Below are 19,925 nucleotides of genomic sequence, written 5' to 3'. Positions count from 1 at the left end.
TGACCCCCCTACTCGGCCAGGTCGGCGTCGACGAGTGCCCGGGCGGCCCAGGCCGGATGCCGGGTCGTTCGTCAGGCACGCATGTTGGCGCCGCCGTCGATCGCCCAGACCTGACCGTTGATCCATTCGGCGTCGTCCGAGAGCAGGAAGGACACGACGGCGGCCAGATCGCTCGGGCGGCCCAGCCGGGTGGTGGGGACCTCTTTCAGGAACCTCTCCTGGAGCGCGACGTCGTTCTGGACCTCCTGCGTCTCGCCCATCACCAGACCCGGCATCACCCCGTTGCAGCGCACGCCCCTGGATCCCCAGTTCCCGGCGACGTGCCGCGTGAGCGCATTGACCGCCGATTTCGAGGCCGCATAAGCGGGCCGGAGACGGTCGCCTGCGCTGACCGCCGCACCGGACGAGGTGTTGACGATGCCACCGCCACCGTTCGCGAGCAGATGAGGCAGGACGGCACGAATGGTCCGCACGAACCCGACCACGTTGACGTCCAGTGTTCGATGCCACACGTCGAGATCGGTGTCCAGTACCGACTTGTCCCGCCCGAGGTTGCCGGGCGACAGGTCCGCGCCGACGTTGAACAGGCCGTGGACGGCACCGAACTTCTCCAGCGTCGTATCGACCATCTCATTGACCGAGTGCTCGTCGGCGAGGTCGAAGTGGACAGCGACCGCGCTGCCACCGGCCTCGTTTATCTCGCTGACGGTGCTCTGCGCTCCGGCGAGGTTGATGTCGCCAACTACTACCTTGGCACTCTCCTCGCCGAGCCTCTTTGCCGCCCCGGCACCGATTCCGGTGGCCCCGCCCGCCACGATGAAGACCTTGTCCGCCAGTCCGCGCATCTCACTGCTCCCGCACTCTGGTACTGAAAAGCCATTCCCCCGCGTGTCGTCGCGCCAGGATCATCGGCCGCGCCCCTGGCGCGACGACAGCACATCCCTTCCAATCGCCCAGCGATCAGATCACCCCATCCACTGACCGCCCGCGACATCGATGGTCTGACCACACATGTAGTCGGCGGCCTCCGAGCAGAGGTACGCGACCATGTTGGCGACCTCTTCCGGCAGGCAGACCCGGCCCAGCTGCACCTGGTTCTTCAGCGCATCGATGATGGACTTCCGGCCCGCGAGCTGCGCCTCGTTCTGCGGCTCGAAGAGCATCGCCTTCATCTCAGACTTGATCATGATACCCGGAGCCACACCAAGCACGTTGACGCCACGGGACGCGACCTCGTGCGCGAGATTACGGGTGAAACCGATGACCCCAGCCTTGCACGAGCAGTAGACCGTCAGGCCGGGCTGCTGAATTCGCCCACCCACCGCCCCGATGTTGATGATCTTCCCTGAGCCCTGGGGCAGCAGGTACTCCAGCGCCGCGTGGGCGCCGTACATCATCATGGTCAGGCTGCCCAGGACGGTCCGGTCGATCTCTTCCTTCGTGTGCTTCTCGAAGGCCCCGGCGGCCACCATGACCGGGTTGTTCACCATGATGTCCAGACCGCCGAGCGCCTCCCGGCTCTCCCGCACCGCCCGATGGACCTGGTCCCAGTCCGACATGTCCGCGCGGATCGGAACGGTCTTCACGCCCCAGCGCTTCGCGATCTCCCCCGCGCGCCGCTCGACCTTCTCGAAGGTCCGGCCGACCAGCGCGATATCGGCACCGGAACCAGCCAGCCGATTGGCGATCGCATGACCTAATCCGTCACCCCCCGCACCGATGACAATCGCCTTCTGGCCACTCAGGTCCAGCAGCTCACTTACCCGCTTGTCGATGATATGGGTGGGCAGCCGGTCCAGCCCCAGCGCCTGAGTCAGGTACTGCGTATCCGAATCCATGAGATCCCCTATCGCCGACCCAAAAAAAGTTTTATCCAGCACAGCAAGGCGCACCATCTCGTCTGGTTCCAAGGATGTTACGGCCATGCCGCCGGAGCATGCCAATACAAATTTCGACGCCCGGGTATACCGGTTCGGCATGGCTGGTGTAGCATGCGCGCCATGGACACACATCGCCTCAGGTACTTCTTACAAGTCGCCGACGAAGGATCGATCAATCGCGCCGCGAGCGTGCTGGGGATCGCTCAACCCGCGCTGAGCCGTCAGGTCCGACTCCTCGAGGAGGACCTCGGCGTCACGCTGTTCCGGCGAACAGCTCGCGGTGTGCAACTGACAGAAGAGGGAGAACGGCTGCGCGCCACCACGACGGCGCCGCTGCGTCAGCTGGAGCTCGCTATGCGATACGTCGGGTCCCGTCTGGCGCGAGTCGAGCGGGCGCTGAATATCGGCCTGCCGACGACCGCCGCCTGCGTGCTGGCCGCACCGTTACTGGACAGCCTGAGCATGGTTTTTCCCAAAGTCGACTTCCAGGTGCGCGTCGGGAGTACCGACGAACTCGTCGACGGCATGTTGAAGGGCTCCGTCGATATCGCGGTGATCCATCCTGTCCTGGACGGTCGACTGTTCCAGGAGGAGCTACTGGTGGAGGATCTTGTCGTTGTCGGGGGCGCCGCATCGGACCTCACGCCTGACCGGGCGATCGGATTCGCCGAGCTCACCGACTGCCCGCTCGTTCTGCCGGCCTCCCAGACCGGAATCCGCAACAGTCTCGAGAACACGGCGCTGAAGCTCAAGCTGAAACTGACGTCCAGATTCGCGACCGACTCGCTTCAGGTGGCAAAGGATCTCATCGCCGCAGGCCGCGGATACGGCATTCTCCCGCTTTCCGCCTGCGCTACCGACATCGAGAACAAAAGGCTGCGCTACGCCCCGCTTCGCAATCCCGCACTCACGCAACAGCTGGGCACCGGCACCACGTCCCACCTGGAACTGCCGCGTGGTTTCGCGACGAAGGTCGGCCAGGTCATCCGCGACGAGGCGGAGCGGCTCGTCAGGTCCGGTGTGTGGGCGGCGCGGATCTCCCCGCCACAGCGTGGGGCCTGATCTCGGCTGCCCGCGCGCGGCTTTCGCCGCTCCTGGCCCCACGGCTTGCGCAGGGCCCGGTCCGACGGTCAGGCCTTTACCTGCGCCGCCGCCTGCGCCGCTGCCTGTTCCGCCGGCTCGCGCCGCAGGACCGAAGGGCCGATGGCTCCCGCCGGAGTCATGCCGCGGCGCCGGCTGGCGCGTCCGCCAGCCGTTCCACGACCGGTGCGAAGGATTCGGGGCTCGCACCGAGCGGCGTTGTGAAGTAACTGATCCCGAACCGGTCACGGACGTCCAGGATTTTCCGGCAGACGTCGTCCAGCGAACCGATGGCGACCATCGGCGACGAGCCGAGGTCCGCTCGCGACGGGACAGCGCCCCCGGACGATCCTCGGACCTGTCGGCCAAAGCTCTGAAAGCAGGTCTCAAACGCCGCTTCCGGATCATCGGTGATCGTCACGTTCAGCAGTTGGGCTCCCAGCTCGATGTCGCCGAAGCGATCCCCGGCGGCAGCGCGGACCCAGCCGATTCTCTCCTCGTAGGCCTCGCCGCTGAACGGGTGCGGTTCGGCCGGCCGGACCTCCTGCGGAAGCCGGGGCATGATCTGCACGATGTCGGCGTGGCGCCCGGCGACCGAGAGCAGTTTGCGGCCGCCGCCGCCGATCATGATCGGCGGGTGCGGGCGCTGCAGAGGTCGTGGGGTGCCACGAAGAGCATCAATCGTGAAGTTCGCGCCTGAGTAGCTGAACGGAGCGTCTCCGAACAGGCCTTTCAGGATGATGACCACTTCCTCGAGCCGCGCGATCCGCGCGGCGGCCGGATCGTACCGGATGCCGGCCTGTTGGTACTCGGCCTGCATCCATCCCGCGCCGAGCCCCACCTGCAGACGCCCCTGGGACAGCACGTCCAGGGTGGCGAGCTCCTTGGCGAGGACGGCGGGATGCCGTAGATCCTGGTTGAGGACAGTCTGGGTCAGCCGCAGCGTGCTGGTCGCGTCGGCGACCGCCTGGAGCGCGATCAGCGGAGCGTACCGGATCATGAAATGATCGGCGAGAGCGAAGGTCGAATAGCCGAGGCGCTCGATGGCCTGCCCGGCCTCCCGGAGCGCCGAGAGGTCGGAGATCCGGCCCGGGCCGGTGTTGAACCGGATCGGCCGCGCCGGTGACAGATGAGCCTCGCTCGACTCGCCCGTGACCGGCATCCTCGGCCTCGGGTAGGCCTTCGCGGGCTCCGCCATCACTTGTCCCGCTCTCCGCTCCGGCGGCATCGACTGCGCAAGGGGGCCACCTCACCGTTCACACGCCCCGGCGGCGCCGACGTCCGCGGAGCACGCCGTCAGTTGGGAGATCCGGCACAACCCTGACACCAACATCAACACGCGACGGTAGTCGCATCCTGGTCGAGCAGCAAGAGCTGCCGCCCGGCGCCTCCCGGTAGCCGTGCGTCGGGAGGCCGGCGAGATAGCTCTGCGGGGTCTTGTCATAGCGGGTGGCGATGCCTCGCCAGGCCTTCAGCTTGTTGATCAGGCGCTCGACGGTGTTCCGCTCCGTGTAGAGATCGGTGTCGTGGCTGACGGGCCGGCCGCCCTTGCTGCCCTTCTTCTTCCGGTTGGCGGCCTGATCCCTCTTCTCCGGGATGACTGCCTTGATGTGGCGTTTCCGCAGGTAGGGATGGTTGCTGCGGGACGCGTAAGCCTTGTCCCCGGCGACCGCGTCGGGGCGGGTGCGGGGACGGCCGACGGGCCCCGGGGATCCGCACCTTCGTCAGCACGGGGATGAACTGCGGGCTGTCCGCGGCCTGCCCCGCGGTCAGGACGAACGCCAACGGGCGGCGCCTGCGGTCGGCGGCGAGGTGGACCTTGCTGGTCTGCCCGCTCCTCGATCGTCCGAGTAGGCAGCTTTCAGCCGGAGTCCACGCCGGCGCCGGACACGTCGTCGCTCCTCCCGCTCGGGATCGTCTCCGCCGTTCTGCCCGCCTTGTTCCTCCGGGCCGCCCCCGCGTCATGCAGGACGATCTACCGGATCAGGCCCCACCACGAGAGCGAATCCCACAGATAGATCACAACTGGATACACGCCCTAGCGGGATCCTCGAGTAGCACCCCTTCACAGCTCAGGAAGGGAGATCTCCCATTCGGTCGGGTCGTTGTCCTCGAGGATCGCCCACTCGTCTTCCGTAGCGCCCTGCTGATCCTGAAGGCCCGTGGTGGACGCCTGACCGGATCCAGTCGAGCTGACCGAACACTGCGGACCAGACACGACGATCACCGGTCGAGGACCTGCGACAGCGGCCGTGTCGGCGGCGGCCGGGGCGTTGATCGTGGTTCCCCCGATATTGCCGGAGTTACCGGCCCCGACGGTGGGCCCGCCCGCGGCGATCCCCCCGAATGCGGCAGTCGTACCGCCGGCCGTGTTCCCCGTTCCACCGACGATTCCGGTGCCGCCCACAGTCGGCCCAAGGCCACCGATCGTGAGACTTCCGATGATCAGGTTGACCGTCCGCTTTTCATTGAACCAGTCGTCCTCGAACAGGTCGTCCTCGAACAGGTCGTCCCCGTCCGAGTCCACCGCCCCACCGGCCAGATCCACGAGGCATGGGCCGGCCTGCGACTGCAACCACGCCGCCGTCGTGGCTTCATCAGCGGGACCGAGCTGATAGCACGTCACACCGTTTCCGGTGTTCCCGGCCAATCCGCCACCGCTTCCCCAGCAAATTGGAGCCGCAGCCGATCTCGCACCCTTCTTCCCCTCCTGCGACGGATTTACGGAAACAGTGCTCGCCGACGCGGGAGTCGCCAACAGCAGGGCTGCCGCGGACAGTCCGCCGGTAAGAAACACGCTTCTCGAGTATCTCCCGATATCCATTTGACTCCTTGTTCGAGCGAAGGTCCAGGACCAGCACCGCGCGATGGTAGCCAGTGAATCTCCGGCCACCCCGGCAACCCTGCTACCCGCGTGTCGACGACGATCTGGGCCATCAGCGCATCGGAACGTGGGGTTTCGGTCCGCAGGCGGTCGCCTCACCCGAAGTCCACTGAGCGTCGAACATCACCTCGACCGCGTCGCGAACTCGTGGGCTGCACTGAAGGGGGATTTCAGGCACGTATCGTCACGACGACGGCATGGTGGAACCGCCGAACCCGAACCACCTGTGGATCGGCGCAGGCCCGGCGGGGATCAGAAGGCGGCCAGGGACAGCAAGCCCGGCCGGGGCGGTGAGGAGGCGACGGGCCTTTCCTTTACGGCGCCCCGAGTGCAGAGGTGGCTTGGCCGGGGCCGTCTTCGTCGCCGGACGTTGTCCGGCGAGGTGGGACAGCCTTTTCCCGGTTCTCTGCGGCTTTGAAGGTTGTCGCGGCGCGGATCAGCATCCAGGCCAGGAGGTGGGCTTCTGCGGGGGTGAGGCATTCGTGGCCGCCGCGGGTCGCGCCGGGATCATCGAAGTCGGTGGTGACCACCCGGCGGGCAGGTCGTGGACGCGGTGACGTACCGCTCGATCCGCGCGCACTGGCCGGGCAGATGACGAGCTCGTTGACGTCCACGCCGGGCGGCTGCCCGATTTCCCGCACGTTGCGCTGGACGGTGGCGATATAGCTCGCGGGATACGGGTCGGCTTCCACGATCCGGTAGACATCGACCGGGGCCAGGGCGGCGGACGACGCGTCGATGCCATAGGGTCAGGTCGCCCGCGGGATCAGTAACCAGACTACGACCTGTAGTAGGTAGGCCGACGCGGAGAGTAGTTATCCTCGAGCGCGGCTACTTCCTTGTCGCTGAGGTCGATGTCCAGGAAAAGGGGCCTGCCCGATCCGTCGGTCGTCGGATTGGACGACCCACGAGTCGTGCTCACATCACCGTCCCAAAGCGTGATGCCGAGCTCGACGGCCTGCCGGAAGATCGGCTCCGCCGCATCCGTGTCGAGCGCCCAGTCCCGCCCGGTGTTGGGCTTGCCAAAGCTCATACAGCCGAGCGCTATGCGACTGACCTTCAATCCTGATGATCCCAGCCGGGTGTACTCCATGTGCTCATCCAACACCGGTACCCACCGCTGCTGGGGGGCACTGCCAGTGCCCCCTGCCTGACCGGAAGCGAGATTTTCCCCTGATATACAGGCGGAAAATCCGGTGCACCGTGCCCGGCCGGGCCGCCGGCGCTCAGCTCAATCCCCGGCTGCGGCCGATGCTCGGGTAGAACCCGCTACGCGGTGGCGACGGAGATCGATTTGACGTCGAGGTAGCCCTCAAGGCCCTCACGGCCGAGCTCGCGGCCGTAGCCGCTGGCCTTCACTCCCCCGAAGGGAGCCGCGGGGTCCATGGAGTAGCCCTGGTTCACGCCGAAGGTACCGGCCCGGACCCGGCCCGCCACCTCGAGCCCATGCTCGGTGTCCGCGGTGAACACGGAGCCGGCCAGGCCGTACTCCGAGTCGTTGGCGATGCGAACGGCCTCGTCCTCGTCGCCGTAGGGGATGACGACGAGCACCGGGCCGAAGATCTCCTCCCGGGCGATCGTCATCGAGTTGTCCACCTCACTGAAGACGGTCGGTCGCACGTACCATCCACGATCGATCCCGTCGGGCAGATCGGTGCCGCCGACGACGAGCCGGGCGCCCTCCCGCACGCCGATGTCGATGTACCGGCGGACCCGTTCCTGCTGGCGCCTGGCCACGAGCGGGCCCATCTCGGTCGCGGGATCGGCCGGATCGCCGATTCTGATGGCCGACAGGGTTGCCGCGAGCGCATCGGCGTAGTCGCCGACGCGGCTCGTGGGCACGAGTACCCGGGTGAGGGAGTTGCAGATCTGCCCGGCCATGCCCATGCCCGAGAGGCGGACGGCGCGCGCCACGGTGGCCGGGTCGGCGTCGTCCAAAGCGATGGCCGCCGACTTTCCCCCGAGCTCGAGGCTGACCTTGGTGAGGTTGGGAGCGCATGCCGCCGCCACCTGCCGGCCGGCCGCCGTCGAGCCGGTGAAGGAGACCTTTTCGATGCCGGGGTGGGCGACGAGGTAGGCGCTCACCTCACGGTCGGCGGGGATGACGTTGACGACGCCCGGCGGCAGGCCGACCTGGTCGAGCAGGTCGGCGAAGAACAGCGCGTCGAGCGACGACTCGGGCGCCGGCTTGAGCACGACGGTGCAGCCGGCGAGTAGCGCCGGGACGACCTTGGTGACGGTCAGGAACTGCGGCATGTTCCAGGGGACCACCGCGGCGACGACGCCCACGGGCTCCTTGCGCAGGATGATGTCCTGGCCGTATACGCCTGGCCGCTTCTCCTGCCAGGAGTAGCCGGCCGCTGTGTCGGCCAGCGCGGTCATCAGCGCCCCGGGCAGGGCGACCTGCGCGCGCCTGGCGAACGAGATCGGCGCGCCCAGCTCGGCGGTGATGAGCTCGGCCAGCTCGTCGCGATGCCCGCGGTAGAGCGTGGCCAGCCGCCGGATCACCTCGACCCGCTCGGCCGGATCGGTCCGCGGCCACGGCCCCTCGTCAAAGGCCCGCCGCGCCGCGGCGACGGCGCGGTCGACGTCCTCCGTGCTCGCCGCGGCGACGCGACCGATCAGCTTCTCGGTGTGCGGCGAGGTCACCTCGATCCTGCTGTCGGTGCTCGGCGCGACCCATGCGCCTCCGACGAACATCTGCTCCCGCTCCCACATGAGTGCTCCCTGCGCCGATGCCAACACCCTGGACCGCGATCTTTGGGACACGGTCAGCTTCCCGGTTCTCCACGTGCCGGCGCCACATCTGCTGCCCGGCTCATGTCCTTCCGCGCACCAGGTCGATGCGCCAGGCTCCGCACCGTGTTCCGGTGGAGGCCGACTGGTCGCGCGCGGAAGTGAACGTGACCCAGCGTGGCGATGTCGAACGCATCGCACTGTCCGGTGCCGGGGACCTCGACGCGGCCGCTGGAGCCGCGGAGCCCCCGCGGGACGACACGTACCCGAAGGCCGCCGTCCGGCCGTCCGGCCGCCGGCGAACGGGGGCGCCGCACGCATCGGATATCGCACCGAGCGGTGGCGCGGGTAGCACGGCGAGGTGTTCTTTTGGCACGCGCAAATGACCTCCCGATGAATCAAAGGAAAAGCGGAGACTACGAACTCGAAACCTGAGATCCACGGCACAGCCGTCTGGTCCCGCGCGGACCAACTGACCGCAGACAAGGCCGCCTGTCTTGGTATCGTCGGGGCGCACCTGCCGACCATTCAGACGGCCGGCGGACGGATCACCGTTCAGAGGCAGCGCTCCACGGAAGATTCACCAGTGACCGGGATGCCACGTTCACGGCGCGTGTGACACGCGAAGCTTCCCGATCCCGTTTTTCTTTCGAGACCATCATCCAGGGGGCCCGATGTTCTCCCGTCGTCGAACGTTGTGCTCGGTGCTGGCCGCGGTTTCCGTCGGCGCGGCGGGTCTCCTCGCCGGCTGTTCGTCGCCCGAGGCCAGCGCGGCGACCGGCTGCGCCACACCGGGTGTGGGCGCCCAGCAGATCGATCTCGGTGTGCTGTACCCGGACACCGGGCCGGCCGCGGAGCGTTCCGACGCCGTCCGGGGCGGGATCGACGCCCGCATCGGTGAGGTGAACGCGGCCGGGGGCGTGCACGGCCGCAAGGTCGTCTACCAGTGGCGCGACGACAAGGGGTCCGCCACGGAGAACGCGATGGGCGCCCGCGACCTTGTCGAGCACCAGAACGTCTTCGGTCTCATCGAGCTGTCCGTCGCGGCCTCAGGAAGCGCGCGCTACCTCGCCGACCGGGGAGTTCCCGTGACGGGCCTGGCCCACGAGCAGGTCTGGTCGACGATGCGGAACATGTTCGCCTTCACCTATGTGACCGGCGTCGCCGTCGACACCCAGGGCCAGTTCGTGCGTTCCCAGGGGGGCCGGCGCGCGGTGACCCTGCAGCCCGCGCTGTCCGCGGGCATTTCGGATACCGCCGACAAGTACGCGCGCAGCCTCGCCGCCAGCGGAATACCCGTGGTCGACACGGTGAACTTCACCCCGAACGTCGACAACCCGGCCGCGGCGGCCTCCAGGATCGTCGCGGCGAAGGCGGACACGGTCATCGGCCTCATCCCGCCGGACAGCCTCGTCGGCATCCTGAGCACACTACGGCAGGCCGGCCACCCGCCGAAGGTCGTCCTTTCCGGCAACGGCTACGACAAGAGGCTCCTGGAGACCTTCGGCGCACAGGCGGCGGGAATCACCGTGCCGCTCGTCTACCGGCCACTGGAGCTCGGCGGTCCGGCGATCCAGACCTACCTGGAGGCGATGAACCGGTACGCGCCGCAGGTCGCCCAGCCCGAGAACGACAGCTCGGTGCTCGCCTACATCAGCACCGACATATTCCTGGAGGGCCTGCGCCTCGCCGACGCCTGCCCGACGCGTCAGGGCTTCATCGACCGGCTGCGCGGCCAGAACAGCTACGACGCCGGTGGCCTGATCAGCCCGATCAGCTTCCGGACGGGCGCGGGCCGGCCCACCACGTGCTACTCGTTCGTCCAGGTCAACGGCTCGGGCAACGCGTTCCTCGTCGTCGAGCCGGACCTGTGCGGCAACACGCTCTGATCTTTGTTCCAGGAGCGCCACGGTTTCCACGCCCGCCCACCAAGGGTGGACCGACGGAGGCGGAAACGGATCAAACGGATCAGTGGAAGCCGAGCCCGTCCAGCAGCCGCTCGCTCTCGGTCCAGAGGCGGGCGGCGGCGGCATCGTCCCGCGCGGCTTCGGCGGGTAGCTCCTCCGCCCTGCGGTGGAAGTAGCGCCCGCCGGTGCGGCCGCCTTCGGGCTCGGTGGCCAGCCAGGCCAGCGTCTCCGCCGGTTCGTCGGGTGGCACCGTGTCGGCCGCGGCCATGTGCGCCCGCATCGCCGCGTCGCCGTGCGCGCTGAAGTTGCTGGCCACGACGCCGGGATGCATGGCCTGGGCGACGATCCCGTCCGGCCCGGCCCGCCGGGCCAGCTCGCGGGTGAACAGGATGTTGGCGAGCTTGGCCCGGCAGTAGGCGACGGCGGGACGGAACTCGCCGAGGCTCTGCAGGTCGTCCCAGTCGAGCCCGTCGACCGCGCGGTGGCCGCTCGACGACACGGCGATCACCCGCGTCGATCCGGCGGGCAGGCTGGCCGCACTCGCCCGCAGCAGGGGCGTGAGCTCCCGGGTCAGCAGGAACGGGGCGAGGTGGTTGACGGCGAAGGTCGCCTCGGTGCCCTCCGCGCTGATGATCTGCCGGTCCCGCACGCCGCCGGCGTTGTTGATGAGGACGTCGAGGCGCGGGGTGAGGTGCTGGATCTCGCCGGCCACGCGCCGGACGTCCGCCATGAGGGTGAAGTCGCCGCGCAGCATCGTGAAGCCGCCGTCCTTGCGCGCCGCCGCGGCGATCTCGGCCTCGGCGGCGGCACTGCGTACCGGATCGCGGCCGACGCCGATCACCTGCCAGCCCTGCTCGGCGAGAGTGCGGGCGGTCGCCCGGCCTATCCCCGAGCTGGCGCCCGTGACGACGGCGACGGGCCGGTCTGCGTAAGGCGGCAAGGACATCTCCATCAGATCGGCGGGGCCGGAGGCCGTCGCGGAGCAGGCGAACGGTGGCGTGCCGCACCGCGGCCCGGAACAGTGGGGCCTTGTCCGCGCAGCGGGCGTAGATCGCGCGCCCGGCCATAATGACACCCACAAGGTGTCATTTGTCAAGCCCGACAGCGCCTGATCACGGGCGGCCCGTCGACCGCCCGTGATCGACAACGGGTGTCTGCGAACGGAACGGATGCCTACATGCGGGCAGATACCGTCGAGGGGGTGCACCGGACGGGCTGGACAGCTCGGCGTTGCTCCATGGCCTGGCGGCAATCGATTGGAGACTTCCGTTCTGTGAGCATCCTCGACGACGCCCGCGAGGGCATGGACCTCGACGTCCGACCGCAGGACGACCTGTTCGGCCACGTGAACGGCCGGTGGCTCGCCGAGACGGAGATCCCGTCCGACCGGTCGAGCTGGGGCCCGTTCGTGCAGCTGGCCGATGACGCCGAGCGGCAGGTCCGCGACATCATCACCGACCTCGCCACGCGGGATCCGGCCACCCAGGGCGAGGACGCGCGGAAGATCGGCGACCTCTACAACTCCTTCATGGACACCGAGGCGATCGAGGCGCTCGGACTGGGCCCGGTGCGGCCGCTGCTGGACGGCGCGCGCGGGCTGAGCGACGTCCGCGGCCTCGCCGCGTTCCTCGGCGAGCTCGAGCGGATCGGCGGCGCCGGACTGTTCGGCTCCTACGTCGACACCGACGACCGCAACTCGGACCGCTACCTGTTCCACCTGCGCCAGGGCGGCCTCGGCCTGCCGGACGAGTCGTATTACCACGACGACAAGTTCGCCGAGACCCGCCAGAAGTACGTCGACTACCTGACCCGGATGCTCGGGCTGGGCGGGCACCCCGACCCCGAGGGCGCCGCGCAGCGGATCCTCGACGTGGAAACCCTGCTCGCGAAGGGCCACTGGGAGCGGGCCGAGACCCGCGACGTCCAGAAGACCTACAACCTGATGACGGGCGGACAGCTGGCCGCGCTCTGCCCGGCGTTCGACTGGGACGCCTACGTCACCGGTCTCGGTGGGTCGCTGACCGGCCCGCACGCGACGCTGGCGGAGGCGTGCGTGCGGCAGCCGTCGTTCTTCGAGCACCTGTCGACCGTGCTGACCGACACGCCGGTCGACGTGTGGCGCGACTGGCTGGTCAGCCGCGTGCTGCGCTCGGCCGCGGCCTACCTGCCCGACGTGTTTACCGAGACCCACTTCGACTTCTACGGCCGCACGCTCAGCGGCACGCCCGAGCTGCGGGCCCGCTGGAAGCGCGCGGTGGCGTTCGTCGAGGGCGCGATCGGGGAGTCCGTCGGCAGGGAGTACGTCGCCCGGCACTTCCCGCCGCACGCCAAGGCGCAGATGGACGACCTCGTCGCGAACCTGCTCGCGGCCTACCGCTCGTCGATCTCCCAGCTGGACTGGATGACGGAGGAGACCAAGCAGCGGGCGTACGAGAAGCTCGAGACGTTCCGGCCGAAGATCGGCTACCCCGACCGGTTCCGGGACTACTCGGCGCTGCCGGTGCGCCGCGGCGACCTGATGGGCAACGCCCGCGCCGCCGCCGCGTTCGAGACCGATCGGGAGCTGGCCAAGATCGGCTCGCCGGTGGACCGCGACGAGTGGTTCATGCTCCCGCAGACCGTCAACGCCTACTACAACCCGGGCACCAACGAGATCTGCTTCCCGGCCGCCATTCTCCAGAAGCCGTTCTTCAGCCCCGACGCCCACCCGGCCGAGAACTACGGCGGCATCGGCGCGGTGATCGGCCACGAGGTCGGTCACGGCTTCGACGACCAGGGCGCGCAGTACGACGGCGCCGGCAACCTCAACGACTGGTGGACGCCCGCCGACAAGGCGGCCTTCGAGGTGAAGTCGAAGACGCTGGTCGAGCAGTACAACGGGTTCGAGTCGCGCAACCTGCCGGGCGAGAAGGTGAACGGCGCCCTCACCGTGGGCGAGAACATCGGCGACCTCGGCGGCCTGACCATCGCCCACCAAGCCTACGTCATCTCCCAGGGCGGCGAGCCGTCGCGGGAGGACCGACGTCGGCTGTTCATGAACTGGGCCTACGTGTGGCGCAGCAAGCGCCGGCTCGAGCTCGAGCGGCAGTACCTCACCACCGACCCGCACAGCCCGCCGGACCTGCGCGCCAACATCGTGCGCAACCTCGACGAGTTCCACGACGTCTTCGGCACCGAGCCCGGCGACGGGCTGTGGCTGGACCCGGCCGACCGGGTCCGCATCTGGTAGGCGTTCCGCGTTCGGACTGTTCACCGGCATCGCGCCCGCGGGTCTCGGCCCGCGGGCGCACCTCCGGCCCGCCGCCGAGGTACCCGCCCCCGCCGCGGGGTCCGCACCGAAGGGGTCAGGCGGAAGCACTCGGGTGCTGGCTCAGCCTCCCGCTGACGGGTTCAGCACAGCCTGCGCCACGACGAAGACCGCCACGGCGAAGACCAGGTAGGCGAACCAACGGCGCAACCGGTCGGCGGGCAGCCGGTCGGCCACGCGCCCGACACCCAGCGCACCGACCACTGCCGCGCCGGTGAACGCCGCCACGACGGGAACATCCAGCGCACCGTCCCCGGCGTGTGCGGCGAACCCGGCCACCGCGTTCGTCACGATCACGACCAGCGAGGTGCCGACCGCGGCCGGCATCGGCAGGCCCAGCAGCAGGACCAGGGCCGGGATGATGAGGAAGCCGCCGCCGACCCCGAACAGGCCGGTCAGGAACCCCACGCCCAGGCCGGCGCCGAGCGCTTTGGGGAGGCAGCCGCGCCAGTTCGTCCCGCCGCCGGGTAGCGCGCAGTCGCCGCCGAGCCTGGAGCGCCCCCGCAGCATCTGGGCACCGGCGGCCACCATGAGCGCGGCGAAGCCGATCAGCACGATGGCCGGGTCGAGCCGCCGGTTCACCGCGGCACCGACGAAGGCCGCGGCCGCGCCGGTCACACCGAAGACGGCGGCGATCCGCCACCGCACCTGCCCGGCCCGCACGCGAGCCACCGCGGCCGTGGCCGAGGAGATCCCCACAACGAGCAGGGACGCCGGCACCGCCGCGCGCAACGGCAGTCCGGCGCCGTAGACCAGGGCCGGCACGGCCAGGACCGACCCGCCGCCACCGAACAGCCCGAGCAGCGCACCGACGATCAGGCGCAGTCCCAGCGAAGTAGTCATCGGATGCCCGGCCCCGAGCCCGGCCGCTCAGGCCCGGTCGCCGGCGAGCGCGGCCAGGACGGATTCCAGATCGGCCCGCGGCCCCCGGTTGCAGGCAGCCGCGCGAGGAGCATGCCCATCAGACAGGGATGTGGGCCGTCCTGGCGGCATCGTGGGTGTTCATTCCGCTCCCTCCCCGGAGACGATCGGCAGGCCGGCGTCGGCGGCAGCCGTGTAGGAGTCGTCGATGAACGCCGCGGTGCGGCCGGCGCGGACAAGGAGGCTGGCGGCGGCAGCGACGCGGTACCCGGACCCGCAGTACACCCACACCGCTTCGCCCGGCACCTCCCCGATCCGGCCGGGCAGCTCGGGCAGCGGGATGTGCACGGCCCCGGCGAGGTGTCCGTTCCGCCACTCGTTGCGCAGCCGGACGTCCAGCACGACATCGGGAGCGGGCAGGCCACGCGGCGGACGTCCGGCCAGCGCCGCGGCCAGCTCCGGGTACGTCGCCGCAGGCAGCGGGCCCAGGCGCGACTGGTCGCCCGCGGCCCACTGCTCGGGGGTTCCGGTCGCGGCGGCCGCCGGGCGGTCGATGCCGATGCGGGCCAGCTCCCGCTGTGCCTGGCCGATCTGGGCGTCGGACTCGCCGAGCAGCGTCACCGGCATCCCCCAGCTCATCAGCCAGCCGAGCCAGGTCGACATCGGACCGTCCAGGCCGAGGCTCAACGTCCCGGTCAGGTGCCGGTGCGCGAACGCCTTCCGGGACCGCAGGTCGACCACCCACTCGCCGGCCGTGCTGGACGCGGAGCTCGCCGGCGACGCCTACACCTCCAGCACGGCGGCACTGGGCGAGGTGAGCGCCGCCGCGGACGGTCTGCGGACCGAACGGGCCCGACTGGAGGGTCTACAGGCAGGGCTCATCGGCGCGGCCGCGGCCCGCGACATCACCCGCGGCCACTTCCCGTCCGAGCAGGCCGCCCTCAAGCACCTCTACCTCACCCTGACCAGCCTCGACCCCACCGGACACGGCCGCGCCAAGTGGACGAACCGCTGGAAGGCACCCCTCAACGCCTTCGACCTCGCCTTCGACGGACGCCTGTCCGCCGGCCGCAAGTAGACCAGCTCACAGCAGTGGGCTCCCAGTAGCACCAACATCAACCGTTACACCGTTAGCTGGACAGTCCCCAAAGCCGGGGACACGCTGGTGATCTACAAGCCGGACCGGGTCGCCCGGTCGATGAAGGAGCTGCTGGTGCTCCTCGAGGACGAGCTGCACGCCCGCGGGATCAACCTGCACATCCTCACCGGGATCTGCACGGGGCTGCACCGGCCGGCGGGGGCGACGATCGCCGACAAGATGCTGTTCATGGTCGCCGCCATGGCCGCGGAGATGGAACGGGAGCTGATCCGCGAGCGCACGTTGGACGGGCTGCGCGCGGCCGAGGCCGCCGGGCGGCGCGGTGGGCGGCCGGTGCGGGTCGACGAGGACACCCTCGCGGTGGTGCAGGCGAGGCGGGCCCGGGGGGAGTCGGTGAGTGCGATCGCTGCGAGGTTGGGGATCGGGCGGTCGACGGTGTACCGAGCGCTGCAAGGCCGGGACAGCGACAGCGCCACCGCCGGGACAGAGCCGGCAGCATAGCCAGGCGCACCGATCTTCCCTACCTTGCCCCTGGTGACAGCAACCCGAGTCCCGGGCCGTCCAGTTGGGCTCCGGCGAGGATCGCCCTGCTCGGCATGGTGAGGGTGAGGTTCGTCCTACCCCACCCGCCGTACCCGAGAAACCGCCACTCTGATCATGAACGCGGCGTAGCTTCCCACACCTCGTCCGCCGGGTCGACGAGCGTGTGGTGCCGAATGTGATGAGATGACCACGAATGGGTGGTGTCCGCAGTCACCCCGTGCACAGGGTGACTGCGGACTTTCTTCGCGGGGGGCGTGGCCATGGGTTTTCCTTTTCTGGACTACAGGCGGGTGGTTGCCCGTCGGGCACGCCAGACGTTGCTGCCAGGCGAGCAGATCGTCAGCGTCCACCTCTGCCGTCACTGGGGCACGCTGGGCGCAGACCTGGTTGGAGGTCTCGGTGGCGTCGTCCCCGGAGTTGGCGGCGTCGTTGGTGGCGTCGTCGGTGGTCTCGCGAAAGGGGCCCTCGATGCCCGGCGCGAACGACCCACCGGGATTGCGCGGAACTTCCCCACCGGCCCGGTCTTCCTCGCGGTGACCTCTCTCCGCGTTGTGATCTACAGTCACGTCGGTGCGTTCCGGATGGTGCCGAGATTCGCTGTCGCCTACGACCCTCATGAGATTGTCGACATCACTCTCGAACGAGGCGCGATGTACCGGGTGGGTCTGCACTTCCCGGACGGTTCCAGAACCTGGTTGCAGGTCGCTGCGGGTCAGGTCAGCGCACGCCGACTACTGACCGCCTGGAACACCCTGACAACGCCGCCACCAGCCTGAACCGTCTGCGGCGCGAGGCGCGGCCGGCTTGAGAGAGAAAGCCGGGAGCAATGGTTGAGACCTGTGGATCGGCTGGGGCGGGCGTACCTTCCCCGGTGATCGAGGTTGAGGTCTCAGCCAGGCCGACGTTGACGCGTCGGGCGGGAAGGCACGCGGAGTGCTCACGATGGTCCCCGAAGACCGCACGCCCGCCGATGGTCCGACAGCCAACCCGTCGCTGATCGACGAGATCGTCTGCGAAGGCGCCCGGCGGATGCTCGCCGCCGCCCGGGCCTGGAGCGCGCCCTCCGTGGTCCCCGTGTACATCCGGTCCGGCAGATGCCAGATCCCCACCACCGCCAACACCGCCCCGGCCGCGGCGATCCCCGCGCAGATCCACAGCCACCGCCGGCCGGCCCGCCGGCGCGCTCCCCCGTTGTCCGTCATGGCCCGGGACTCGGGTCCGTGTCAACGCCTATCGTGCGGCGGTGATTTGTTCTCGGAGAATGTCACCATGGCCGGCGTGACGGGCGAAATCCTCGATCAGGAGCAGGTAGACAAACCGCAGGCTGACATCGCCAGCGCGGGGGTGCGCCTTGGTGTCGTCGAGCTCGAAGTCGGCGGCGATCACGCGGGAACGCTCGCTGGCACGCTCAAACTCGGCGATCACGTCGGCCAGAGTTTCGCCGTCGGCGACAACGAAACTGCCGTCGTCACCGGTCGCGTAGCCGTCGCATGCGGACTCGTCCAGGCCGAGCAGGATGCGTTGGAACCAGATGCGCTCGGCTGTGGCGGCGTGTTTGATCAGCCCGATCGATGTGGTGAGTGAGGCGACCAGGCTCCGCCGCGCGTCGGTCTCGGATAGCCCTCGCGCGGTGTCGATGAGCGCTTGCCGGTTGCGGTCGAGCATGCTCTCCAACATGAGACGTTCGGGTCCAGTGGTCATTCGGGGCCATATGAACATTAATTGTCCAGCTTTCTGGGTTGAAAGGACATTGACGGATCAGACCATGGGCGCGTATTCGAGCAGCATGAGGGTCGATCGGACAGGGCTCGTCTTGATTGCCGAGGAGAACACCGATGACATCGGTGCCGGAGGCCCGCCGGGGATGTCAAGCTTGGCCCGCACTCTGGCGACCCACTGAGCGCCAGGAGGTCGTCCGCGGGCGGTATTGGCTTCCTGCCAGACACCCAGGGCGGCAGGAAGATCGTCGCCGCGCGCGAGACGGATCGCCACCGGCGCTGGGTCCAGTACAGGTTCCATGGTCCGATGATCGCCCGCTACCGCTCCCCGACCGCTTTCAGTGGGGGGTTACGGCCGCGCTATCCGGCAGGGGGTACCAAGACCTGCGAGAAACGGCCCGGGGGGTTAGAGAAGGTCCTCAAGTCGGGTGGCGACCTGGCGGTAGCGGCTGACCGGAACGAGGTGCACACCGGCGAAGGCGCCGCTGTCGCGCAGCCGTAGCACCTGGTCGCAGGCCGCTTCGACCCCGGCCGCCTGGTCCCGTTCGACCGCTTGGACGAGGTCGTCGGGGATGTCGATGTCGGGGATGGTCGCGGCGAGGCGGCGGGCCATCCCGGCACTCGCGAGGACCATCACGCCGGCATAGACCGGCAGTTCGACCGGATGGGCGTCGCGCCAGCGCAGCAGGGCGTCCACCGAGTAGCTGACCTGCACGAACAGAAAGTCGGCCGCTCGTTTCCATGCGGGCAGTGGCCGCAGGCCGGCCGCGGCTCCGACCCGGAACGCCGGCATGTCCACGAAGACCGGATCCTCGCTGGCCGCGCGGGCCTCGTCCATCATCGCGCGCACGGTCAGGTCGCTGGTCCGGTTCCCGACGGTGGGTTTGTCGCCGTGGACGAAGAGGAACTCCTCGACGCCGTAAGCCGCGGCGGTGAGCAGGTCGCGGCGGAAGCCGAGCAGGTTACGGTCGCGGGAGTTCACGCAGGCGATGCTGCGTCCCCCCATCGTCTGCACCTCGTGGGCGACGGCGATGCTCGACACGGTCGCGCGTCCGATGTGGTTGTCGGGGATCAGGAACGCGTCGGTGACGGGGCTCAGGACACCGATCTGGTGGCGGGCGTGGGTCAGGTCCGGCCGGGTCGGCGGCTCGATCTCGCAGATCAGCTCGAAGCCGCGCGCCGGACGTTCGTGACCCGCCGTGGATTCCTGCATCCGGACAGGATAGGACGCCACGATCCACCGACCACAGCCACACCGCACGGGTGCGCTGCGCCGCTGTAGCGCACCGTAGGAACAGTCTGGGCAGGAGACCCCGACTGCGAAATGTCCGGCTGCGCCGGCGGGCGGAGTCTTTCCTGAGGGAGTGCCGCGGGACAGCGCTTAGCGTCTGGAGCGGTGGCCAACCTTGGGGGTGAGGCGTATGGCGGTCTCTACCTGTGAGCATTGGAAGCAGCAGCCGGAATCGGGGCTGCAGACGAGGTCCGCCCGTGAGCCGCCGAACCCGCCGCAACGACCTGAGCCACTTCACTGCGGAAGCTCTGGCTGCCGGATGCGGCGGGCAGAGCAGCCCGGCCGACCGTATTAGGCGATCGACATCGCCTGCGGGCCATGCCGCTCGTCCAGCCGGGGCGAACGGCGTCTCGCGCGCTTCCTGCGCCTCACCGATCCCGATCAGGGTGTCCACGACATCGAGCAGTCCGGCGATCGCCCACGCCCGGGTCCGGCAGGCAGGCAGCGCCGACGCGGCCGACCGGTGATCGAACCGATCATGAGCGCGGCGGGGTCTCCCCGAACGCTGAATCGCCTGCTCCGTTCTCGACCTGTTGCTCCGTCGTCAGATGTGGTCGGGCTGCCAGATCGAGTCGTCCTCCGCAGGCCGCCCGGACAGCCGAACCGGCACCTGAAATCT

17 protein-coding genes and 2 pseudogenes are annotated in these 19,925 nt (G+C 69.2%); 6 read left to right on the top strand and 13 right to left on the bottom strand.

All coding sequences use genetic code 11. From position 1 onward, the window contains the following. Positions 1-71 precede the first annotated feature (71 nt). Entirely contained in the window at positions 72-845 is a 774-nt protein-coding gene (locus tag AC559T_RS01530; RefSeq protein ID WP_112104846.1) for an SDR family NAD(P)-dependent oxidoreductase, read from the bottom strand. 120 nt (positions 846-965) lie between these two features. Next, positions 966-1,838, bottom strand: coding sequence for an SDR family NAD(P)-dependent oxidoreductase (locus AC559T_RS01525; protein WP_071065892.1), 873 nt, complete (start codon positions 1,836-1,838; stop codon positions 966-968). A 162-nt stretch (positions 1,839-2,000) separates the two neighbouring features. On the opposite strand from AC559T_RS01525, the gene AC559T_RS01520 reads away from it, so the two are divergent. Next, positions 2,001-2,942, top strand: coding sequence for a LysR family transcriptional regulator (locus AC559T_RS01520; protein ID WP_498867476.1), 942 nt, complete (start codon positions 2,001-2,003; stop codon positions 2,940-2,942). 157 nt (positions 2,943-3,099) lie between these two features. Here AC559T_RS01520 and AC559T_RS01515 read toward each other — a convergent pair whose 3' ends face one another. From AC559T_RS01515 to AC559T_RS01490, 6 genes and pseudogenes are all read right to left on the bottom strand, one after another. Then, positions 3,100-4,158 (bottom strand): TIGR03621 family F420-dependent LLM class oxidoreductase, encoded by a 1,059-nt coding sequence (locus AC559T_RS01515; RefSeq protein ID WP_498867475.1) that lies wholly within the window; start codon positions 4,156-4,158, stop codon positions 3,100-3,102. Between the two features lie 211 nt (positions 4,159-4,369). Further along, positions 4,370-4,915: pseudogene (locus tag AC559T_RS01510) on the bottom strand (IS5 family transposase); the annotation flags it as partial. Between the two features lie 110 nt (positions 4,916-5,025). Beyond that, positions 5,026-5,784 carry a hypothetical protein gene (locus AC559T_RS01505; protein WP_498867474.1) on the bottom strand — a complete coding sequence of 253 codons (759 nt, stop codon included), beginning with the start codon at positions 5,782-5,784 and terminating at the stop codon, positions 5,026-5,028. Between the two features lie 374 nt (positions 5,785-6,158). Then, positions 6,159-6,536: a hypothetical protein gene (locus AC559T_RS01500; protein ID WP_498867473.1), complete on the bottom strand. Its 378-nt coding sequence runs from the start codon at positions 6,534-6,536 to the stop codon at positions 6,159-6,161. Positions 6,537-6,622: 86 nt separating this feature from the next. Continuing rightward, positions 6,623-6,952 carry a hypothetical protein gene (locus AC559T_RS01495; RefSeq protein WP_498867472.1) on the bottom strand — a complete coding sequence of 110 codons (330 nt, stop codon included), beginning with the start codon at positions 6,950-6,952 and terminating at the stop codon, positions 6,623-6,625. A 161-nt stretch (positions 6,953-7,113) separates the two neighbouring features. Beyond that, on the bottom strand, positions 7,114-8,562 hold the full coding sequence (locus AC559T_RS01490; protein WP_498867471.1) for an aldehyde dehydrogenase: 1,449 nt from the start codon (positions 8,560-8,562) through the stop codon (positions 7,114-7,116). Between the two features lie 692 nt (positions 8,563-9,254). Between AC559T_RS01490 and AC559T_RS01485 the strand changes: the two genes are divergently transcribed. Then, the gene (locus tag AC559T_RS01485; protein WP_498867470.1) at positions 9,255-10,469 is read left to right on the top strand and encodes an ABC transporter substrate-binding protein; all 1,215 of its coding nucleotides are present in this window, start codon (positions 9,255-9,257) and stop codon (positions 10,467-10,469) included. 79 nt (positions 10,470-10,548) lie between these two features. Here AC559T_RS01485 and AC559T_RS01480 read toward each other — a convergent pair whose 3' ends face one another. Then, positions 10,549-11,433, bottom strand: coding sequence for an SDR family NAD(P)-dependent oxidoreductase (locus AC559T_RS01480; RefSeq protein WP_498867469.1), 885 nt, complete (start codon positions 11,431-11,433; stop codon positions 10,549-10,551). 327 nt (positions 11,434-11,760) lie between these two features. Between AC559T_RS01480 and AC559T_RS01475 the strand changes: the two genes are divergently transcribed. After that, positions 11,761-13,716: a M13 family metallopeptidase gene (locus AC559T_RS01475; protein WP_071065902.1), complete on the top strand. Its 1,956-nt coding sequence runs from the start codon at positions 11,761-11,763 to the stop codon at positions 13,714-13,716. Between the two features lie 141 nt (positions 13,717-13,857). On the opposite strand, the gene AC559T_RS01470 is transcribed toward AC559T_RS01475, so the two are convergent. Both AC559T_RS01470 and AC559T_RS01465 read right to left on the bottom strand, forming a co-directional pair. Continuing rightward, entirely contained in the window at positions 13,858-14,637 is a 780-nt protein-coding gene (locus tag AC559T_RS01470; RefSeq protein WP_498867468.1) for a sulfite exporter TauE/SafE family protein, read from the bottom strand. A gap of 159 nt (positions 14,638-14,796) precedes the next feature. Further along, positions 14,797-15,396: a rhodanese-like domain-containing protein gene (locus tag AC559T_RS01465; protein WP_498867467.1), complete on the bottom strand. Its 600-nt coding sequence runs from the start codon at positions 15,394-15,396 to the stop codon at positions 14,797-14,799. Between the two features lie 169 nt (positions 15,397-15,565). Here AC559T_RS01465 and AC559T_RS01460 point away from each other — a divergent pair. From AC559T_RS01460 to AC559T_RS01450, 3 genes and pseudogenes are all read left to right on the top strand, one after another. After that, positions 15,566-15,733, top strand: a pseudogene (locus AC559T_RS01460) (IS256 family transposase); the annotation flags it as partial. Positions 15,734-15,769: 36 nt separating this feature from the next. Further along, positions 15,770-16,255: a recombinase family protein gene (locus AC559T_RS01455; RefSeq protein ID WP_498867477.1), complete on the top strand. Its 486-nt coding sequence runs from the start codon at positions 15,770-15,772 to the stop codon at positions 16,253-16,255. Positions 16,256-16,587: 332 nt separating this feature from the next. Next, positions 16,588-17,073: a hypothetical protein gene (locus AC559T_RS01450; RefSeq protein WP_498867466.1), complete on the top strand. Its 486-nt coding sequence runs from the start codon at positions 16,588-16,590 to the stop codon at positions 17,071-17,073. Positions 17,074-17,527: 454 nt separating this feature from the next. On the opposite strand, the gene AC559T_RS01445 is transcribed toward AC559T_RS01450, so the two are convergent. Further along, positions 17,528-18,016 (bottom strand): DinB family protein, encoded by a 489-nt coding sequence (locus tag AC559T_RS01445; protein ID WP_498867465.1) that lies wholly within the window; start codon positions 18,014-18,016, stop codon positions 17,528-17,530. A gap of 405 nt (positions 18,017-18,421) precedes the next feature. Beyond that, a complete protein-coding gene (locus tag AC559T_RS01440) occupies positions 18,422-19,228 on the bottom strand; it encodes a methylenetetrahydrofolate reductase (protein ID WP_498867464.1) in 807 nt (268 codons plus the stop codon). Between the last annotated feature and the right edge of the window lie 697 nt (positions 19,229-19,925).

Source organism: Frankia sp. Hr75.2 (assembly GCF_949319125.1).
In the GTDB taxonomy this organism is placed as follows: Bacteria; Actinomycetota; Actinomycetes; order Frankiales; family Frankiaceae; genus Parafrankia; species Parafrankia soli.
The sequence above is the reverse complement of the archived record's forward strand: the minus strand, read 5'-3'. Positions and strand labels throughout refer to the sequence as shown.

What these genes read in the sequence shown, in the direction of transcription:
- AC559T_RS01490 (WP_498867471.1), bottom strand. Translation starts at nt 8,562, where the DNA reads ATGTGGGAGCGGGAGCAGATGTTCGTCGGAGGCGCATGGGTCGCGCCG.
- AC559T_RS01505 (WP_498867474.1), bottom strand. Translation starts at nt 5,784, where the DNA reads ATGGATATCGGGAGATACTCGAGAAGCGTGTTTCTTACCGGCGGACTG.
- AC559T_RS01440 (WP_498867464.1), bottom strand. Translation starts at nt 19,228, where the DNA reads ATGCAGGAATCCACGGCGGGTCACGAACGTCCGGCGCGCGGCTTCGAG.
- AC559T_RS01480 (WP_498867469.1), bottom strand. Translation starts at nt 11,433, where the DNA reads ATGTCCTTGCCGCCTTACGCAGACCGGCCCGTCGCCGTCGTCACGGGC.
- AC559T_RS01485 (WP_498867470.1), top strand. Translation starts at nt 9,255, where the DNA reads ATGTTCTCCCGTCGTCGAACGTTGTGCTCGGTGCTGGCCGCGGTTTCC.
- AC559T_RS01445 (WP_498867465.1), bottom strand. Translation starts at nt 18,016, where the DNA reads ATGTTCATATGGCCCCGAATGACCACTGGACCCGAACGTCTCATGTTG.
- AC559T_RS01515 (WP_498867475.1), bottom strand. Translation starts at nt 4,158, where the DNA reads ATGGCGGAGCCCGCGAAGGCCTACCCGAGGCCGAGGATGCCGGTCACG.
- AC559T_RS01470 (WP_498867468.1), bottom strand. Translation starts at nt 14,637, where the DNA reads ATGACTACTTCGCTGGGACTGCGCCTGATCGTCGGTGCGCTGCTCGGG.
- AC559T_RS01520 (WP_498867476.1), top strand. Translation starts at nt 2,001, where the DNA reads ATGGACACACATCGCCTCAGGTACTTCTTACAAGTCGCCGACGAAGGA.
- AC559T_RS01530 (WP_112104846.1), bottom strand. Translation starts at nt 845, where the DNA reads ATGCGCGGACTGGCGGACAAGGTCTTCATCGTGGCGGGCGGGGCCACC.
- AC559T_RS01525 (WP_071065892.1), bottom strand. Translation starts at nt 1,838, where the DNA reads ATGGATTCGGATACGCAGTACCTGACTCAGGCGCTGGGGCTGGACCGG.